We start from the raw sequence: 20553 nt of genomic DNA on the forward strand, positions 1-20553 counted from the left end.
TAAAAAAAGGCATTGCCTCGTTCCTATGACGTGTTAGCAAAAAAAACTTTTGTCATCCTGAGGAACGAAGGATCTATTCTCCACCATGCTTCTTCGCCCTGCACAGTCTGCGAATAGATCCTTCGTTCTTCAGGATGACAAACTTTTCAAAACGTCATTTCCCCTTCATTATCCCCTGAGATGTTCCGCAATGACAAAGCTTTTAATATATATTACACCAACTCCATCAAAGCCTCTTTACTAAAGCCTTTCAATTCATCTGTACGTTCTTCGCGGATTTTTTGTGTCCAATGAGGATCGGCCAATAAGGGGCGACCAACTGCTACCAGGTCAAAATCGCCACGGTCCATACGGCGCAATAATTCATCTAATGAGCTTGGGTTTGAGCTGGCGCCTGCAAAGGCGGCTAAAAACTCACCATCCAACCCAACCGAACCAACTGTGACAGTAGCCTTACCGGTTACCTTTTTTGCCCAGCCGGCAAAGTTCAGATCTGAGCCCTCGTATTGGGTTTCCCAGAAACGGCGTTGCGAGCAATGAAAAATATCCACTCCAGCATCGGCCATTGGGTTTAACCAGCTTTCCAGTTCCTGCGGTGTTTTAGCCAGCACGTTATCATAGTCAGCAGGTTTCCATTGCGATAAACGGATAATCACCGCAAAATCGTCACCAACCTGTTTTCTTACCTCTTTAATAACTTCAATTGCAAAGCGGCTGCGTTCTGCTAATGTTTTACCGCCATAAATATCTGTGCGCTGGTTGGTGGCATCCCAAAAAAACTGGTCGATAAGATAGCCATGGGCTCCATGTATCTCCACGCAATCAAAACCTAACCTTTTGGCGTCGGCAGCTGCACGGCCAAACGCGGCAATGGTATCGGCAATATCAGCATCGGTCATGGTATTACCATTGTTAAACCCTGGCCGGTTTAAGCCCGATGGCCCTTCAAAAGGCTGTGATGGAACCCAGCCCGAACGGTGGTTATCCATGATACCCATATGCCAGATCTGCGGACCCATAGCACCACCGGCTGTGTGTACATCGTTAATCACATTTTGCCAGCCGGCCAAAGCCTTATCGCCATAAAAATGCGGAATGTTGGCGTCGTTTGATGATGATACACGATCGATAACGGTGCCCTCAGACAAAATTAAACCAACTTCACCTTCGGCACGTTTGCGGTAATAAGCGGCAACATCGGCAGTAGGCACTCCGTTTGGCGAAAATGAACGGGTCATGGGCGCCATCACGATACGGTTTTTGATATTTAATGATTTCAGGCTAAACGGCCTGAACAAGGTGTTATTAATGCTCATGGTATATGTTTATTATTAAGTGTTTGTTTTATAGTTCAGACTCAATCAGTTTACTCAGTGCGGCAAATGCTTCTTCATTACGCTTGTAATAGGTCCACTGGCCAACACGGGTAGCGGTAACCAGCCCGGTACGCTGCATAAGCGAAAGATATTCCGAAACGGTAGATTGGGTAAGCCCGGCCTTTTGTTGAATTAGACCCACGCAAACCCCGTTCCCGAAACCAGATTCCTGTTTTGGGAAATTCTTTTCAGGTTCCTTAAGCCACTGTAAAATCTGCAGCCGGGTTTTGTTTGATAGTGCTTTAAAAATCTCTAACTGATTCATGGCACAAAGATATATCGACTTTTCCCGATATATCAATTTGTAGCGCAGAGATGACATTGGGTTGATAAAGAGGGGAGTCGGGATAATGGAATCAGTAATTAAGAAGGATGTTGGATTTGTCTATTTGTTATGCAGCGTGCGGGGCCACAAGCCGGGTAGGTTTGGGCAGCGGGGAAAAACGCATTTTTGCTGTTGTAGTTGGTAGCAGCATACTTTATATTAGCCATCGCTAAACCTTAACACTCAATGAACTTGAACAAAGCAAACATCTAATTTATAAGATTATAGCTGGTGTAATTGGCCTGTATTTAGTTTTAGGGGGCATAGCAATGTGTTTGCATATCTTATATATTAAAGGTTTGATAGGTATTGTAGGCGGGACGATTGTAGGTATTTTGTTTGTGCGGAAACCATCATTCAAGAATTATGCCCAGGTAGTAGTACTGCTTTTTGTTGCCATGTTCATTGTAGGAGGGATTAAATAAATTATGAAGCAAGCACTAACATATACCGGTAATATCTTTGTAACAACAGTTCTCTCTGGGCCGGTTATTGTTTTTGTATTACTTGCATTGTCTGATCCTTTAAAGTACAACGATACAGATGCGATGTATACAGTCGTAGCTATTCCCGTAGGGTTTGTGCTTTACTTACCATCATGGCTCTTATTATGGTGGTTAACAACATGCTTAGGTAAGTCGGTGAGCAGTATAATCATGTTGAAAGTGTATCTGAGTTTCGTTTGTCTACCTTTATCATTACTGCCATTTTTTATAATGAATTACCGTGCAATTATCCATTCGAATTATTGGCCATCCTTAGCCCCCTGGGTATGTACGTATGCCGTAATCACCATGGTTGGAATATGGTTTTATAAACTCAGGTAATATGTTTAGCCAAGCGGATAGAGCCATTTATACCTTTAGAACATCTGCTGTTCGAAGTCAGAGTCCTCGAACAGCAAATGTTTGTAGTTTGCCGCTAATTACCAGATAAACAAAGGCACCAACCATATTGGCGATATGTAATAAGGGTCGTAATAGGGTTGGTAATATTCTATTGTTTCTTCTTCAACAACGATTGTAGTAGTGGTAGTGCCGCCGCCGCCGTTATTTGAATTATTGTTTTGTTTTTGTTCTTCCTCCATCAGCCTGATCATCAGCTCCGATCCCTGGTTTATCATATCTACCATGGCGTCTTTGCCAATATCATCGGGTTTTATGGCGGTGTTACAGATTTCTTCTATCTCGTTCCAGGCGTCATCAGCAACAAGGGCATTTTGCCAGCCGGCTACGGTAGTATCAAACCTGTTTTCATTAATGAACGACATAAAAACAATTTCTGCCGGATCGGCCTTTTTAAACATGGCCACGGCAATGCGCAGGTCGTCAAAGCGGTCGTCGTTTGTAAAATCAAACCAGGCATCATCGGTATCAAAATCGAAATAACTGTCGAAAGCGAACTCGCCCTTTTCAAGATCTACAAAGGAAAAAACGTCATAAACCTTTAAGTATTCGGTATAACGTTTCATAAAGGTATCAAACACTCCACGGCCTTTTGAGCTAACTTTGTAGTTTGAACCCGAGCTAATGATATAACCATTGGCAACCAGATCGGCAAATAAAGGTTGCAGTACAGTATCATCACCATAAGCACCGTTGCTAAACTGGTGGTTGCCATTTATCATTTCGTTTAAAATAACGATTGCCTTAAATGTTTTTCTATTATCGTTTGATAAAACTGTGTTTTTTCTTAATTGAATAGCCATAACTATTGTTTAGAACGGATTTCAGGAAATCCGTGACTTTTAAAATTTATGAAAATTTCGCGTTTGATATCTTATCGCCTGCGGCCAAAGCCACCACGACTACGGCCAAAGCCCGACCTGCTGCCTGAACTTCTGCCGCTACCAAAGCTACTGCCCGAACTCCTGCTACCAAAGCCGCCGCTCCTTACTGTACCCGAATTGCTGCGTGTGCCGAATGATCTTTGCGACCTTACCGGCTGACTTAAACTGCTCCTGCTGCTGCTTGTTCTTGACGACATGTGCGACGAAGTAGTTGGCCTGAAAGTGGTATAAGTACGGGTGCGGGTATAGTATGATGGATAATACCCGTAATGATACATCGGCACATAATAGCTATGCGGGCGCAAAAAGTAACTCAATATTAAAAAGTCGGTTAAGCCAAATGAGGAGTGGTAATAGTTATTATACCCCGCATAGCTTGGATTTCCCTGTATATCAAGGTTGGCCGAGTTATTATTGCCGGTAGGTTGCACATTTATGCTGGCCACCGTTACCGCCTGCGAGTTGCTCACATCGTCAATTACATTAAGCTTGTTGTTGTCGGCTTCCTGCACTTTCAGGTAATCAATATTGCCGTCTTTATCCAGATCGAGGTTGTTGATCTGGTTGGCGGGGTTGTTAATGGCTTTCTCCAGTGTTTGTGGGTCGGTACTGGTTTTTACAAACTGCGCCAGCTTATTTACATCAAAACCGGCAGTGGTGTTGTTTTCAATAGTTACATTGTTTTGCTGTGGCGGGTTTTGGTTACATGCAGAAACCAGCAATACCAAACTTGTAAGCGCTATAAATACTTTTTTCATGATATTTTTTGATGATTTGCCGGCATGGCAGTTTTATTGGTCATTGTTTGCGCCGGCCAACTTTTGTGTTTTAACTTTTTTATTTAGATGCAGAGATACTATGCGATGTTACAAAAAATATTGAATAACGTCAAGGAATAAGAATTAAGAGTCAAGAATCGAGAGTTAAGAATCAAGAGTCAAGAATCAAGAATCAAGACAAACCTAACCCCGCGATCTGTGTCTTCACAGATCGGTGCTCCAATTGCTGTTCGATTGCGGCAGGTACTCAACATATGCCCTCAACTCATTTCAGCTAACACCCCAAAGCCCTCATTGTCCCAAAAAACGTCAGCAGAACAGCTTCGGGCGAAAACGGACAAAACAATGCGGGGCTGTGCGGCTGCAGGGCATAGGAAGTTTTTGCACGTGCGTGGGACTAAGCGCGCCGGGGGCAAAATAATTCCAGCCCCGGTTTTGTTCGTTTTGCAGTGCAGAGGCACCGAGCGCAAAGAAGCATTTCTGCTGACTTGAATTATTCGCGGTTGTTTGTTTTTATAGGTGCTCATTATCTCGCTATGCTCGGTCTTTTGGTCCTTTTTGTTTCAAGACAAAAAGGACTTGGCCCTCCCGCGGCCAAGAGCGGGCCAATGTTGTCCGTTACAACTAAACAATACCATTAACCAAATAGCCGTAAATAGTTCGGAGATTGCTTCGTTCCCCGCAACAACGATAGTTGATTGAGATTGAAAGTTCATTATAAACTTCAAAATATCAATCTGTAACCCTATTTTAGGGCTTATTAATAAACATCCCGACCTAAACACATCAACCATGATCAAAAACTACTTTAAAACTACGTTAAGATACCTGTGGAAGAACAAAATCTTTTCTTTGATCAATATCATTGGCCTGGCTACCGGGATCTGCGTTTGCTTTTTTGCGCTGCTATATGTTCATTTCGAATTAAACCACGATACCTATAATCAAAAAGCCGACAATATTTACCGCCTGGTAACCGACATAAAAACATCAACGGACATCAAGTACGAAAGCACATCAACCCCCATGGGGCCCGAAATAAAGGCGGTTTTCCCCGAAGTAAAAGATATGGCCAGGATTATGATGGATGATATGATTTTGCAGAGCAATCCCAACAATGCCATAAAGGAAGAGGTAGCCTATGCAGATTCATCCGCCTTTAAAATATTTTCATGGCCGCTATTACGGGGCGATATCAAACACTTATTTAACGCCCCCTGCGATGTGGTACTTTCCGAAACCGCGGCAAAAAAATACTTTGGCAATGCCGACCCAATGGGGCAAACCATGCTGATCAACGGGAAGGCCAAATGCAGGGTAACCGGTATCATGAAAGATATCCCTTACAACTCGCACCTGCGGGTCGATGTTATTTTCTCGGTAGCTACTTTAATAGATCAGGATTGGGAGGGCCACTGGACCCGCTTTGGCTTTTATACCTATCTGTTATTGAAGCCCGGCGTGTCTGCGGCAGCCTTGCAGGCCAAGTTTCCGGCTTTGATAAATGATAATATAAATCAAACCGACTTTAAATATAAATTGTCTATTGAGCCATTAAAAAAAGTTTATTTATATGGCAAACCACGCGGCCACCGTACCGGCGCGTCGGCCAGCGGCAGCATCACTAATGTTTATATTATTTCTATCATAGCAGTACTGGTATTGTTTATCGCTTGCTTTAATTTCATTAACCTCACCACCGCGTTCTCGCTGCAGAGGGCCAAAGAAATAGGCGTGCGTAAAGTGCTTGGCGCATCAAAATACCAGCTGATGCTGCAATTTTTTATGGATGCTGTGGTACTTTGCCTGGTGGCTTTCATCATAGCCTTGCTGTTTGCAACGCTGTTGCTGCCTTTGTTTAACCAACTGGCAGGTACCATAGTGGCAGATGGTATTTTTCACAATGTGCAGCATATTTTGTGGCTTTTAGCGCTGGCTGTTGTGGTAGGCATTTTATCCGGCGCGTACCCTGCCTTGTTTTTATCCGGCTTTAAACCAATCAGTAGTCTTAAAGGCAAAACGGGTTCATCGGGTACGGGGCTTATATTACGGCGGTCGTTGGTGGTGGCGCAGTTTTCTATTTCCATATTTTTGATTTTGGCCACTACCATTGTGCACATGCAGCTCAACTTTATGCAAAACCAGCAGCTTGGTTTTCAAAAAGATCATAAACTGGTGGTCGACTATCAATTCAGCAACAGCATCAATCAGCATACCGATAGGATAAAGCAGCAGCTCATGGGCATTCCTGGAGTTGGTATGGTTAGCCTGTCGTCGTCTATTCCGGGTACAACAAACAACCAGTTTAATACCATGATCGAGAACAGCAAAGGCGAAAAGCAACAGCAACGACCCGACGTTTATTTCATCGACGATGTGTTTCTGAAGCAGTACCATATCGACCTTATTGCAGGGCGTAATTTTCAGAAAAACACAGCGCTCGACTCCATGAAATCCATGCTCATTAACCAGGCCATGTTAAAAAGCCTGGGCTTTAAAAGGCCCGAAGATGCTATTGGCAAACACTTTAAACAGCTCAATCACACGGGCGAGATTGTAGGTGTGATCAGGGATTTTCATAACCATTCTTTTTTAGAAACCGTTCAACCCTTAACGGTGAGGGTTGATTCCAGCCATTTAACCAATATTACTATTGATATCACATCGGCTGATGTAAGGTCGACCGTAGCTAAACTGGAATCCACCTGGCGAAAAATACTCCCGGACGTTCCATTAGTGTATTTTTTTGCCGATGAAGCCTACAATCAGCAATACATAGCCCAGGAACGCTTTGGCAAACTGTTTATCTGCTTCGCCATTGTGGCTATCGTGATCTCATGCCTTGGTTTATTGGGTCTGTCGGCTTATAACATTGCCCAGCGCAAAAAGGAGATCAGCGTACGCAAGATTCTGGGTGCATCGGTAATTAATATCAGCCTGCTATTATCTAAAGATTTTATCAAACTCATCCTTATTGCCCTGCTCATTACGTCGCCGGCATCATGGTGGCTCATGCACAACTGGCTGCAAAATTTTGCCTACCGCATCAATATCCCCGCATGGATCTTTATCTCCTCGGGCCTGGCGGCTATGTTTATCGCGTTGGTTACCATCAGTTTCCAATCCGTTAAGGCCGCAATTGCTAATCCGGTGAGGAATTTGAAAGCGGAATGATTATGGCGTAACCCTCCTTGGGTCGGGTCGGGCTATTCACTTATACGGCTACAGGCATTAGGCGCGAGGCTGGTATTCGTTGCTATCCCTTACGTGAGGGGGGGAGGGGAGATACAAAAAGTCAATGCCTCAAGTTTAAAGATCGGAGACTTTTTGTTTTGCCTGTTTTTAGAGACTGGTTAGATTAGTGCTTATTCATATAAGTTTTATCTTAAAATAATTTGTAAAACACAGATAGTCTTATATATAATTTAGTAAAATGTGTTTTAATTTCAGATAGATATAGTTTATCAATATTGATTGATAAACTATATCTATATTTAACTTTTGTTAATAATAATTATATTATCCTAAATCTTAAACGTGTATAATACGAAATTTGGCCCGTATGATGGTGATTCCTGGGAGGCTATGATGCAAATATGTTTCAGATTAAAATATGAGGCAGAGCATTATCAGTCAGTACCAGCATCTTCGGGCGACTGCGGCATTGAAGGCTTTACTAAAAATGGCAAGGTGTTCCAATGTTATTGCCCGGATAATAACCTGCCTTCAAGAGATTTATATGAAAAGCAGCGGGATAAAATCACTGCTGACATAAAAAAACTTAGTCTTTATCAAAAAAAACTTTCCCGATTTTTGAATGGTACACTTATAAAGGAGTGGATTTTTGTAACACCAGAAAGCCGTATGAATGAGTTAATAATTCATTGTAACAGCAAAACTGATGAAGTTTTAAAATTGAATCTTACCATCATTGATCCCAATTTTAAAGTGATTATTCACGATATAGATAATTTTGCGAGGGAAATTCCTATTGCCTTAAATGCGGACGGGCAAAAGTTATTGATTGACAAGGAACAAATTGATGGAGGAAGTTTAATAAAATGGAAAGATCAAGAAATTGATCTTGTTTCGAATGCAATTAGAAAGCATACAAAACGATTTCCTGTTAATGCATCGGGCGTCGAAGACAAGGTTAATAAATTAACAGATGCTACAATTGAAAGCTTTTTAGATCAAACCACTATACTTTCACGTTGGAGGCAATTGCATCCAGATGATTACGAAAAATTCTTAATCTTGTTTTCCCAAATTGAAAAGGAAATAGAAGAATTATGCATGTTTCCCACGGACGATAATAATTTACTATATCGACAATTGAGAACCTTAGTAAAAGAAAAGTTAACTGGTAATTTTGGTTATTTGAACGAAATTACAATTGATAATTTGACTAATGGAGCAATTGCAGATTGGTTATTAAGGTGCCCTTTAGACTTTGAATAATGGTTACAAGTTTCATAAAACATTTGAGTTTCAATAAGCGGGACATATCTATCCCAGCTGACTATAGGCCACTTTATAAAATAGGTCATATTGTTTTAATTCTCTTTTTAGGATGTAGATCTAATAAAGCAACTCTAATGAAATTGCATTTTTTGTGTTGGTCAATTAAAAGTGATGCAAATTTAATACTGGTTCAGCAATGGATAAGTAACAATTTTAGAAACGATTTTCATATCTGGGGTGTTGAACCTACAGTCAATAGGGCTTTGATGTATGCTGTTGCCGAAGGATACATCACCTTAAATGAAGGTAGTTATACGTTAACGGATGCGGGAGTAAATCTTTATAAATTGATGAAAAAGGACAAAGATTTATATGTAAAGGAGAAAGGATTTTTGGAGGCTATTGGAAAGAATGGAATTTCTGAACAAAAAATAAAAGACTTATCAAGTAAATTTTTATAAAACATAAATGCTTCATATCAACGCTCTAAGACTTGAAATCAATACGACAAATGGCTTGTATGGGACAACCATGCTATTTGATAATGGCTTAAATATCGTTCGCGCTGATAACACGAGTGGAAAGAGTACCATTTTTCAATCTATTATCTACGCCCTAGGTTTCGAGGAGCTTATTGGTTTAAAAAACGAAAAAACGATGCAATCTGTTCTAAAAGATACTGTAATAGATGGCGACAATAGTTATCAAGTTTTACAATCGTCAGTATCATTAGAAATATTTAATGGAGAAGAGACAGTTACTGTTAAGCGAAGTGTTGTTAACGAAAAAAGGAAGCCGCAATTGGTTGATGTAACTTTTGGTCCTTTTATCACGAAACCCGAGGGAACATTTGATTTAAAACAAATGTATGTGCATGACAAAGGCGCCGCTTCGGACGGTGAATATGGGTTTCACGCATTTTTAGAAGAGTTTTTACGCTGGGAGTTACCTAATGTAATAGATACTAATGGTAATGGCACTAAGCTTTATTTTCCTTTGATTGCTCCAGCATTTATTATTGAACAAAAATCCGGTTGGGCGTCATTTTTTGCAACTATCCCCTGGTATGGAGTTAAGAATGCGGAAGAGCGTGTTATCGAATTTCTTCTAAATCTTGACGTTTTTCAAAATGAACAAGCAAAGATCGGGTTAAACATCAGTAAAAGATTGCTTCAGGAAAAATGGGGGATATTATTTGATGACTTTCAAAATCTTGCGCAGAAAGGAAATGCCGAAGTAGCCGGATTGGAGGCATATCCAATTATAATAAATAATCCTGGCGAAATCTATTTTAGAATTTTCAGGAATGATAGGTATATATTAGTGCCGGATTTAATCGAGGAATTGACAGATGAATTTGATCAATTAGATCAACAATCTGAATATACCGTTGGTGAAAATTTGGAAATAAATCAATCCCGATTAGCCAGTCTAAACGACAATCTTTTAAAAATAGGTTTTAGATATCAACAATTATCCGATGAATTGCAACATGAAAGAGAAAAATTCAGGCAATATGCACATCAAATAAAAACCATCCATGAAGACTTGGAAAAAAATAAGTCGGCGGAAAAAATGCTAAGGCTAGGCGGTGACGTTCAGGCAAAAATAGCTGCAAACATTTGTCCAACTTGCGGGCAAGGAATTCATGATTCATTGCTGCCTTCTGGAGTTGATCAGATTCCAATGCAAATAGCTGAAAATATTAGTTTTCTAACTTCTCAGTTAAAAATGCTTGAAACCTTTAATAATAGTCAACGGAATAAGATTCGGGAAAAGGACAATATTTTAGCTGAATATACTAATAGACTCAATCAAATTAGGCAAGATATTAGAAATATAAAAAGAGATTTAGTTTCCGATGAGAGACTTCCTTCCGAAGAGTTAATCGAAAGGAAATTAAACACAAAACGATTGGCGAGTTTTTATGTTGATTTTTTAGAGAAAATTGAAACTTTAAAAAAGAGAATAGTTGCTCTTTCAAAAGAATGGGAAAATATAAAAAGAATAGAAGCGGAACTTTCCGGTGATTTCTTTAGTTCACTTGATCGACAAAAACTTCAGGCTTTACAAGATGCATTTTTAAAATATCTCGAAGAATTTAATTACCAAAGCAAGGACAAGTCTGCGATTAAGATTTCAACCGAAAAGTACCTCCCAGTTATAGAAGTTAAGCTGCCAAATGAAAAAGCTAAAAGCTATGATATTAGATTTGACAGTTCAGGAAGTGATCATATTAGAGCGATGTGGGCTTATTATGTTTCTTTATTGGATACCTCAAAAACATTAGGGGGCAATCACCCTAATATTTTAATTTTTGACGAACCGCAGCAGCAATCTGCATCTACAACTGACTTTCATGCATTCTTAAAGTCTTTAAGTATACATTCAGATGCACAAAGTATTGTATTCGCATCTTTCCAAAATTCACAAAAAGATTTCGAGGAAGCGACTGAGGGGTTAAAGTTTTTTAAAATTGAAAGCAATGGTAAATTCATAAAAAAAAATATAGACTCAATTTTATTAAATTAACAAGGCGCATTTCCTGAAAAAATTTCCATCTCGACAGGGGGGGTCTTTAGGGAGCTTCTCTCCTAGCACAAGCCTTATGCGGCTGCTTGCAGAATAGATGGCCTTGTGATTTATTGAAGAATTTATTAAGAAACCCAGGCCCTCCATCGCTCAAAACCAACACACAAGACCTTCGCTAAAATATCTACGCAAATTATGCGGAGTTTAAGCCGGTTAATCTCCGCATACACTCCATATGCACGGTCTGCTGCCTGTCCTGTGGGATGCCGAAATAAATTCGGCACGACTGTGGGTTTTGATGCGTCTTTTTTATCTAAACATCATCTGCACATTTGAAATCCGAAATCTGCACATCCGCAGCCCATCATCTGCACATCTGAAATCTGAAATCTGAAATCTGCGCATCTGCAGCTTCAGAATTCAAATCCCGCATCACTTTCCGGGTTATCCAGCTTGGTGCTTTTGCGCTGGCCGCCAACGGTTACGTGCAGCATATTGATTTGTTCGGGATGTTCGGCAAAAAGGATATCATCATGGATTTCCACTTTTTTTACCTTGCTGATGCCTTTTACTTCAAAATATATCCAGGCGGCATCTTCCTGTATCTCGTAGCCAACATAGCTTAAGTTGAGTGCCTTGCCATCGGTTTTAATGGCCAGGTGCTTTTTAATGTAATCATTAAGCATCTGGTTCATTTTGGCTTTGTCCTTCGGGTGCACTATATCAATCGGGCTTTTGTATTGTTTTTCGAGGGTGCGTTCCAGGTCGTCATAAAAAATGCGACAGCTTACTTCAACGCTTTGGTTTTTGGCGTTGTGGTTAATTTCGGTAACACTTACAAAAAATGGGTGGAAAAAGCTGAGCCAGCTTATAATGATCAACTGCAACATGGTATCGCCCGGGTGTTTTATTTTCAGCAAAAAACGTTATTTTTATTGGCAATTGCGAATTAACTCAATGACTGACTTTTCATTATACTTCCAGTTAGGATGGCAACACATCTGTAACTGGGAGGGGTACGACCATATTTTATTTGTAACCGTGCTTTGCGGTACCTACCTGCTGGCCGACTGGCGCAAGGTGCTGGTACTGGTTACCGCCTTCACCATTGGGCATTCTATCACGCTGGCTTTAAGTGTGTTAAATATTATCCATATCAATACTTCGCTTATTGAATTTTTAATTCCCGTTACCATAGTTTTTACCAGTTTGGTTAATGTGCTCAATAAAAAGCGCACGGCAAATACCATGCGGCTTAACTACTCGCTGGCACTTTTTTTTGGGCTCATCCACGGTATGGGCTTCTCTAACTACCTTAAAAGTTTACTGGGTAGCAGCAGTAATATTACCGCACAGCTGTTCGCTTTTAACCTTGGGTTGGAGTTTGGACAGGTTTTAATTGTAATATCTGCGTTACTTATCTCTTATTTGTTAATCAAAATTGCCAAAACACCACAGCGCGACTGGACGATGTTCCTGTCGTCGGCTATATTTGGAATCGCTTTTATAATGTGCGTTGAACGTTTTTTTCTAATTAAATACAGATGAATAAATTTTACCCGGCTTTATTTTCCTGCCTCTTATTAGCCTCGGCTTCCTGGGCGCAACATGACAACAACCCCGGCTCAAACCACGGTAACCGTTTTGAGCAATTGGGTACTATGCTTAACACGCCTAACGGCTATCGGTCGGCATCAGGTGCCCCTGGTCCGCATTATTGGCAGCAAAAAGCCGATTATGAGATCAACGCTACCCTTAACGATGACAAACAGCGTTTGGATGGATCAGAAACCATCACTTATACCAACAACTCGCCCGATGCACTAACTTACCTGTGGTTGCAGCTTGATGAAAATCAACATAAAAAAGATGCTGAAGGCACTACCACCAGCGAGAGCAAAATGCAGGGCAAAATGAGTCTGCGCCAGTTACAGGGCGTAATGGGCCATAACCTTGATTTGGGTAACCATATTGAAAGTGTAAAAGATGCAAATGGCGGTACGCTTACTTATACCATTAACGAAACCATGATGCGCATTGAGCTGCCTGCAACGTTGGCACCTGGCGCAAAATTTAAGTTTAAGGTTAACTGGTGGTACAATATATCTGACAGGATGACCATAGGTGGTCGTGGTGGTTATGAATATTTCCCAGAAGATAATAATTACCTGTATACCATGACGCAATGGTACCCAAGGATGGCTGTTTATAGCGATTTCCAGGGATGGCAAAATAAACAGTTTATGGGCAGCGGTGAGTTTGCTTTAAACTTTGGCGATTTTAAAGTGAACATTAACGTTCCTGCCGATCACGTGGTAGGTGGTACCGGCCAATGCTCCAACTACGCGCAAACCTTAACTGCCGCCCAGTTTAAACGCTGGAACGCTGCACAGTCTGCAACTTCACCGGTGGAAGTTGTAAATTTGGATGAAGTAAAAAACACCATGAAAGGCCATGCAACCGCCCGTAAAACATGGGCTTTCCATGCCGAAAACGTGCGCGATTTTGCCTGGGTATCATCACGCCGGATAGTATGGGATGCCATGAGCACCCAAATTGAGGGTGGTAGAAAGGTAATGGCGATGTCATACTACGGTCCGGAAGCTTACCCGCTTTACCGCAAATATTCAAGCAAGGTTGTTGCGCATACTATACGTACATATTCAAAACATACCATTCCTTATCCTTACCCGGTTGCAATTTCGGTAGAGGCTGCAAACGGTATGGAGTACCCGATGATCTGCTTTAACTTTGGCAGGGCCGAAAAAGATGGTACTTATAGCGAAGCTACCAAGAACGGGATGATTGGCGTAATTATCCACGAGGTTGGTCACAATTTTTTCCCGATGATTGTTAACTCTGACGAGCGCCAGTGGACCTGGATGGATGAAGGCCTGAACACCTTTGTACAGTACTTGACCGAGCAGGAGTGGGACCCTAAATTTCCATCATCGCGCGGACCAGCTTACAAGATTGTGGATTACATGAAAATGCCGAAGAATCAGCTGGAGCCTATCATGACCAACTCAGAAAACATTATCATGTTTGGTCCCAACGCTTATGCCAAACCGGCAACCGCGCTAAACGTATTGCGCGAAACCGTAATGGGGCGCGAGCTGTTTGATTATGCCTTTAAGACTTACGCCAAACGCTGGGCCTTTAAACACCCAACCCCTGAGGACTTGTTCCGCACTATGGAAGATGCTTCGGCGGTTGACCTGGACTGGTTCTGGCGTGGATGGTTCTTTGGAACCGAGCCGGTAGATGTATCATTGGATAGCGTAAAATACTACCGTTTAAATACCAAAAATCCGGCTGTTGAAGGCTCGGTTGACCGTGCCCAGTTTGATCGTAACCTGGAAAACATCAGCACCACCCGCAATAAAGCAGCAGGAACCCGCTTTGCGGTTGAGGCTGATACTTCATTGCAGGATTTTTACAGCAAATGGGATCGTTTCGCGGCAACGCCAATGACCACCAAAAGCTACCAGGATATGTATAGCGCCTTAACTCCCGACGAAAAGAAGTTATACGATAGCAAAAGCTATTTTTACGAGCTTACTTTCAGCAATAAAGGCGGCCTGGTGAGCCCGATCATCATTGAGTGGACTTATGCCGATGGCACCACGGAGATAGACAATATCCCGGCTTACATCTGGCGTAAAAACGAATTTAAGGTGAGCAAGGTATTTGCCAAAACCAAAGAAGTAAAATCCATCAAGCTTGACCCATACCGCCAAACGGCCGATATTGACGAAGCCAACAACAGCTGGCCAAGAGAATACGCCCCATCAAGGTTTGAACTGTTTAAACAACAAACCCTGCCACGCGGCGCCACATCGGGCACCAACCCGATGCAGGAAGCCAGAAAAGGCGGACAATAATATTGAAGCCCCCAGCGTAAGTTGGGGGCTTTTTTGTGGAGTGTTGTTGCTCTATAGGCCTGTGGCCTGTGTTTTCACTATAGGTGTTCGAAAAATTTGTTGACATTTTCTTAATTCCCTCCCAACGGGAGGGGTGCGACTGAAATGCGCGCACTGGCAGGGAGGGGTTTCGCCGACATGCCCTCTGCAGCGGTACTTGAACTCCTGATCTAACCCCTACCTCCCCTTCCCCGAGGAAGGAATCGCACATTGCCACGCTTTTTATTTTCTTCTGAAAACGTGGGGTGAAAACACCGGCCACAGGCTGAATAGGTGCTCGAAAAATTTGTTGACGTTTTCTTAATTCCCTCCCAACGGGAGGGGTGTGGCTGGAATGCGCACAAAGGCAGGGAGGGGTTTCGCCGACATGCCATCTGCAGCGGAACTTGAACGCCTGATTTGACCCCTACCTCCCCCTTCCCCCGGGGAAGGAATCGCACATTCCCACGCTTTTTATTTTCTTCTGAAAACGCAATGGTGAAAACACAGACTACAGGCTAATATGTTATGATAAACTACCTACAACTCATAAGACGACTTTCTACTAATCTCCACCACCAATTCCTTAATCACTTCCCGTCCGCTTTTCCATCGCTTTAACCGGTTAGCCTGTTGAATTTCCGGCCTTGTTTTAATTTCGTGATCCGGGTGGTAGTAATCCTGCATGATAGCCTTCATGGCGTTATGGATGTCATGAACACTTCCATTTAACAGGAGGTCCGGGTTGTTTTTAACCAGGTCGGCCAAGGCGGCTGCCATGCTGGTGGCGTAATAAGGGCAGTCCCAATCATGACGATACGGGTTATCACCTTTGATATTTACCTTCTGTAGCGGGTGCGAAAGATCTTCCACTATTTCTGCTATGGCATCTCCAAATACATTCGAATATTCTGCAATAAAATGATGCCACCAGCGTGGGTGATGCGGCAGTTCTTTGAGTAAGGTATCACAAACCATCACGCGCCGGGGGAAGTCGGGATTTGCAGGATCCATGATCACCATGGATGTGCCAAAATGACCCTCTATCAGCGAATGTCTGCTGAAGATTACAAAGAATTGTGGCTGTGTTTCACCTGCCTCATGCATCTCGGCTGTAAGCACTTTTACATCCTGTAAGCGGTCTTCCAAAAATCCACGTTTGAAGAGCACATGTAGATTGCCTGCTGATTTTGCCGTACAATGCTTACTGTGTTCATCAAATACGTTCCCGTTTGCCGGTCGGCTGGTGAAATGATTGCCGCTATTATAGCGAATTTCTTCTGATCCGGTGGGGTAGGTGCTGATCTCCGCGGTATCGCCTGCTTCGGTCTGCTTGTTAGGATGGACCGAGCGGAATGGAACATGCATCCGTTCACTATCCATTCTGCGGGCAAGGTTATAGATCCGCTGCTCAGTGAAAGCCAATAAGGGATCTCCGCTAATTGGATCAAAGTAAACGCCCCTCGCGCGTCGACCTAAATGGCAGGCGATGGAACGATTTTTTAACAATTGCTGAATTGGGTGACGCGTATTCAAAAAGAAATCCCGCAACGCGTCATTTGCCAAATACTCATCCAACGGCTGATCAAATTGGAGCAGCGTTTTATCCTCATGGTTCTGGACCCACGTATGCAAAAAATGATACACTTCCCACTCGAAACGACGGTTGGCTGCTTCTGCTATTTCTTTACTGCACGTGGGGTGTTGCATGACCTTTCTGGGGGTATGATAATAGACTGTGTTTATTGTATATTACAGTTGTATGAAGTTCGATGCCAATACAAGTAAGCGTCGTATATCTTCTAGGCCTAATATAATGTAAATAGTTGAGTTGTGAGGCTTTGATAAACCGTAAAGTCGAGCTTGCGGCTTTTATTTTTTTCTTATCTTGTATCCACTAAATAAAACCTTATGCCTCAGCACCCTAAAAACAAAATCGCTCCCCGGCACGACGGCGAAAAGCTGGAGATCTATACCCTAAGGGATTGGAAAGAATACGTAGGCGAATCGTTGCTGATTGTGTTCAGTGTGTTTTTGGGATTAGTTTTTACCGAGTTTATCAACAGCCGGCATGAAAAGAGCGAGACAAGAGAACTGGTAAGCAACATCAGGGTCGAGCTGGTTAAGAATAAGCAGTTTACCATTGAGCAGTATGCCTATGACCAAAAGGTTTTGAAATCTATCGATTCGGCTTTGGCCGATCCTAAATTGCAGGCCAGGATTGTAACTAACGATGAATTTCACCTAAATTACATTGCCCCGGCCGGGGTTTTGTACCGGTATCTGGATAACGTAGCATGGGATGTGGCCAAGGGCCATAATATCCTTTCGAAGATCAGTTTTAAGCAAGCCGCTTTGCTCACCCGCATTTATGACGAACAAGGCAGAATAATGAAGGTAGAAGATGAAGTAGCCAAAGTGATGTTTGATCCGCAATCGCGCAAAGCGGTAAATACGCATACCACATTGATGCTGATAAAAGATAATTACCATGCCTGGGCAGTGGATAGGGCACCGGGTTTAATAAAACAATACCAGGAAGCCATTGAACTATTGAAGGAGGACTGACAAAAAATGCCGGGGTTTCGCAATGCTCTTTGTTTAATTGGCGTTAATCTATCGCCTTATAAACTTTTTACGCTAAATCTCTTACATTTGCCCCAATGAAATTCCTATGCTACATATCTGCCCTGTTTGTGCTGCTGCTTACTGCAAAGCCATGTTGTGCCGATAATGATTGTGGCATCAAAAATACCGTTACGCAAAATGCCCCGGCTAAATCATCACCTAAGGAGAAAGATTGCCAGGGGTGTTCGCCATTTTTTGCATGTGGCTCATGTACCGGGTTTACCGTTACCAAAGCTGTTGATCACACCTTGTTTTTATTGCCCCAAATATCTGTTAAGCATGTTATTGCTTATAATCAACCATATACCGAAGATGTTGCCCAGGCAATATGGCAACCCCCGCAGATAAGTTAATACAACCCACCATTACAGCTATGCAGCTGGCCAATTTTGTATTCTATTAGCTTTAAGCTTTGTGCATTCTGCTTTTAGCTTCTACATAACTAATTTCCATATTCATGAAAAAAATCATAGTGCTTTTTACGGCACTTTTATATACCGCTATGGCGTATGCCCAGGATACGTTTAAAGCAATTATTAAAGATGCCAAAACAAACGAAACCCTGATTGGGGCAACGGCATTAATACAGGGGATCAATAAAGGGGCTACCACCGATGCCGCAGGTTTAATTACCTTAACAAACATACCTGCCGGTAAACAAATTATTCGCTTTAGTTATATTGGGTATGAGACCAGGACGGATACTTTAACGTTTCCGGTTCAACAATCCTCTCCTATGATAATTTTGCTTCAGGCTAAAGGCAAGGGAGATGGCGAGGAGCTGGGCGAAGTTACGGTTTCGTCCACCCGTAGCAGTCGTACTATTGCCAATATTCCTACCCGGGTGGAGGTGATTTCGGGAGAGGAACTGGATGAAAAAGCCAATATGAAGCCGGGCGATATCCGCATGATGCTTGCCGAAAGTACAGGGATTCAAACACAGCAAACATCGGCAACCAGTAATAATTCCAGCATTCGTATCCAGGGGCTCGATGGTAAGTACACCCAAATTATAAGAGACGGGTTCCCGCTTTACTCCGGCTTTTCGGGCGGTTTGGGCTTACTGCAAATAGCACCGCTTGATCTGAAACAGGTTGAAGTGATCAAAGGATCATCATCAACCCTGTATGGTGGCGGCGCCATAGCGGGCCTGGTTAATTTAGTATCCAAAACACCCACCGATCAAAGGCAATTAAATTTCCTTTTAAATGGAACTTCGGCATTGGGTTTGGATGCAAGTGGTTTCTATTCGCAAAAGTTTAAAAAAATGGGGGCCACCGTATTTGCAGCGTATAATCATGGTACGGCTTATGATCCCGCCCATATCGATTTAACGGCCATCCCAAAGTATAACAGGGTTACCCTAAATCCTAAATTATTCTTTTACCTAGATGATAAAACCACCCTGATAACAGGGATTAACAGCACCATCGAGAACCGTATTGGCGGCGATCTTCATTATATTGAAGGCGATGGTAACGCGCAGCACAGTTATTTTGAAAAAAATAAAACGGGCAGATACAGCACACAGGCAGAGCTCGACCATACTTTGAATGACAAGGAAAAACTGGTAGTCAAGAACAGTGTAAGTTATTTTGACAGGGCCATTAACCTGCCTGATTATCGTTTTTCAGGGGTCCAGTTTTCAACTTATAGTGAGGCAACTTACTCGCGTACAAGCGAAAAATCTGATTGGGTTGCAGGATTAAACTACCTGTCAGAAAACTTTGCTGAGGATAAAAACAATGCTTTTCCGCTCAGAAGCTACAACTACAATACCATTGGTGGCTTTGTACAAAACACCTGGAATGCCGCACAAAAGCTGACTATCGAAAGCGGATTACGCGGCGACTATCACAATCGGTACGGCTTTTTTATCCTGCCACGCATATCCGCTTTGTTGAAGCTTAATTCGCATTTTTCAACCCGTTTAGGCGGTGGCCTGGGCTATAAGGCGCCTACTGTATTTACCGAGGATGCCGAACGTATCCAGTTTAGAAATGTGTTACCTATTGATGTTAAAAATACCACAGCCGAACGATCATACGGCGCAAACTATGATTTTACTTACCGCACCGGTTTATTTGATGATAAGGTAAGTTTTAGCGTTAATCAATTGTTTTTTTATACCCGAATAGAAAAACCTATCCTGCTTGCATCACTGCCCAATGGTAATCTCCAATATCAGCAGCCTCGTGGCGATCTGAATACAAAGGGGCTTGAAACCAATGTAAAGTTAACCTATACCGATTTTAAGCTCTTTATAGGGTATACGCTGGCAGATGTAATGCAGCATACAGGCGATAACATCTCAGTATATCCTTTAGTATCCAAACACAGGTTGAATAACGTACTGGTTTATGAAATAGAGGATAAGTTAAAGATAGGACTGGAGGCTTACTATTTTAGTCCGCAACGTTTAAATGACGGCACTGCCGGCAGGGCTTACTGGACTACCGGTCTGATGGCCGAAAAGATCTGGGAACGGTTTTCTCTGTTCGTCAATTTTGAGAACCTGACCGATACCCGGCAAACCAAATTTGATACCATTTATACCGGCAGTATCACCAGCCCGGTATTTAAGGATATATATGCCCCTCTGGATGGTTTTGTTATTAACGGAGGGATTAAGATCAGGTTATAACCAGCAACAATTTAATCTCTTAGCTACTGTGTGAACCCATCTTTTAACCTTGCAATACTTTAAAACAATTGTTAAAGATGTGTACACACAGTAGTTTGTTAGGAGGGTATTAAG

16 protein-coding genes are annotated in these 20553 nt (G+C 42.3%); 10 read left to right on the forward strand and 6 right to left on the reverse strand.

The window, feature by feature from the left end; translation table 11 throughout:
- Nucleotides 1-212 precede the first annotated feature (212 nt).
- Together AC1DYB_RS05320 and AC1DYB_RS05325 are read right to left on the reverse strand one after the other, a co-directional pair.
- Nucleotides 213-1316, reverse strand: a complete 1104-nt coding sequence (locus AC1DYB_RS05320) for an NADH:flavin oxidoreductase (RefSeq protein WP_477433081.1) — start codon at nt 1314-1316, stop codon at nt 213-215.
- A gap of 28 nt (nt 1317-1344) precedes the next feature.
- Nucleotides 1345-1641 carry an ArsR/SmtB family transcription factor gene (locus AC1DYB_RS05325; RefSeq protein ID WP_295717797.1) on the reverse strand — a complete coding sequence of 99 codons (297 nt, stop codon included), beginning with the start codon at nt 1639-1641 and terminating at the stop codon, nt 1345-1347.
- 359 nt (nt 1642-2000) lie between these two features.
- Between AC1DYB_RS05325 and AC1DYB_RS05330 the strand changes: the two genes are divergently transcribed.
- Nucleotides 2001-2126 (forward strand): hypothetical protein, encoded by a 126-nt coding sequence (locus AC1DYB_RS05330; RefSeq protein WP_477433083.1) that lies wholly within the window; start codon nt 2001-2003, stop codon nt 2124-2126.
- 500 nt (nt 2127-2626) lie between these two features.
- Here the strand turns inward: AC1DYB_RS05330 and AC1DYB_RS05335 are convergent, their stop codons facing one another.
- Together AC1DYB_RS05335 and AC1DYB_RS05340 are read right to left on the reverse strand one after the other, a co-directional pair.
- Nucleotides 2627-3409 (reverse strand): hypothetical protein, encoded by a 783-nt coding sequence (locus AC1DYB_RS05335; RefSeq protein WP_477433085.1) that lies wholly within the window; start codon nt 3407-3409, stop codon nt 2627-2629.
- Between the two features lie 71 nt (nt 3410-3480).
- Entirely contained in the window at nt 3481-4248 is a 768-nt protein-coding gene (locus AC1DYB_RS05340) for a hypothetical protein (protein ID WP_477433087.1), read from the reverse strand.
- A gap of 813 nt (nt 4249-5061) precedes the next feature.
- Between AC1DYB_RS05340 and AC1DYB_RS05345 the strand changes: the two genes are divergently transcribed.
- The 4 genes from AC1DYB_RS05345 to AC1DYB_RS05360 all read left to right on the forward strand — a co-directional run bounded on the left by AC1DYB_RS05345 (nt 5062) and on the right by AC1DYB_RS05360 (nt 11265).
- Complete coding sequence (locus AC1DYB_RS05345) at nt 5062-7443, forward strand: ABC transporter permease (RefSeq protein ID WP_477433089.1); 2382 nt, start codon at nt 5062-5064, stop codon at nt 7441-7443.
- A gap of 363 nt (nt 7444-7806) precedes the next feature.
- On the forward strand, nt 7807-8730 hold the full coding sequence (locus tag AC1DYB_RS05350; protein WP_477433091.1) for a hypothetical protein: 924 nt from the start codon (nt 7807-7809) through the stop codon (nt 8728-8730).
- Nucleotides 8730-9194, forward strand: coding sequence for a hypothetical protein (locus AC1DYB_RS05355; RefSeq protein ID WP_477433093.1), 465 nt, complete (start codon nt 8730-8732; stop codon nt 9192-9194). The genes AC1DYB_RS05350 and AC1DYB_RS05355 overlap by 1 nt, the downstream gene beginning before the upstream one ends.
- 7 nt (nt 9195-9201) lie before the next feature.
- A complete protein-coding gene (locus tag AC1DYB_RS05360; RefSeq protein WP_477433095.1) occupies nt 9202-11265 on the forward strand; it encodes a hypothetical protein in 2064 nt (687 codons plus the stop codon).
- A gap of 413 nt (nt 11266-11678) precedes the next feature.
- Here AC1DYB_RS05360 and AC1DYB_RS05365 read toward each other — a convergent pair whose 3' ends face one another.
- Nucleotides 11679-12185: a DUF6702 family protein gene (locus AC1DYB_RS05365; protein ID WP_477433097.1), complete on the reverse strand. Its 507-nt coding sequence runs from the start codon at nt 12183-12185 to the stop codon at nt 11679-11681.
- Nucleotides 12186-12222: 37 nt separating this feature from the next.
- Here AC1DYB_RS05365 and AC1DYB_RS05370 point away from each other — a divergent pair, with 37 nt between their 5' ends.
- Both AC1DYB_RS05370 and AC1DYB_RS05375 read left to right on the forward strand, forming a co-directional pair.
- Nucleotides 12223-12813, forward strand: coding sequence for a HupE/UreJ family protein (locus tag AC1DYB_RS05370; protein WP_477433099.1), 591 nt, complete (start codon nt 12223-12225; stop codon nt 12811-12813).
- Nucleotides 12810-15149, forward strand: coding sequence for a M1 family metallopeptidase (locus AC1DYB_RS05375; protein WP_477433101.1), 2340 nt, complete (start codon nt 12810-12812; stop codon nt 15147-15149). The genes AC1DYB_RS05370 and AC1DYB_RS05375 overlap by 4 nt, the downstream gene beginning before the upstream one ends.
- 558 nt (nt 15150-15707) lie before the next feature.
- On the opposite strand, the gene AC1DYB_RS05380 is transcribed toward AC1DYB_RS05375, so the two are convergent.
- On the reverse strand, nt 15708-16877 hold the full coding sequence (locus AC1DYB_RS05380) for a hypothetical protein (protein ID WP_477433103.1): 1170 nt from the start codon (nt 16875-16877) through the stop codon (nt 15708-15710).
- 201 nt (nt 16878-17078) lie between these two features.
- Between AC1DYB_RS05380 and AC1DYB_RS05385 the strand changes: the two genes are divergently transcribed.
- From AC1DYB_RS05385 to AC1DYB_RS05395, 3 genes are all read left to right on the forward strand, one after another.
- Nucleotides 17079-17735: a hypothetical protein gene (locus AC1DYB_RS05385; RefSeq protein WP_477433105.1), complete on the forward strand. Its 657-nt coding sequence runs from the start codon at nt 17079-17081 to the stop codon at nt 17733-17735.
- A gap of 95 nt (nt 17736-17830) precedes the next feature.
- Nucleotides 17831-18148 (forward strand): hypothetical protein, encoded by a 318-nt coding sequence (locus AC1DYB_RS05390; RefSeq protein WP_477433107.1) that lies wholly within the window; start codon nt 17831-17833, stop codon nt 18146-18148.
- 104 nt (nt 18149-18252) lie between these two features.
- The gene (locus tag AC1DYB_RS05395; protein ID WP_477433109.1) at nt 18253-20439 is read left to right on the forward strand and encodes a TonB-dependent receptor; all 2187 of its coding nucleotides are present in this window, start codon (nt 18253-18255) and stop codon (nt 20437-20439) included.
- The last annotated feature ends 114 nt before the right edge of the window (nt 20440-20553 follow it).

The sequence above is a fragment of the Mucilaginibacter sp. P2_A4 genome (assembly GCF_056405015.1).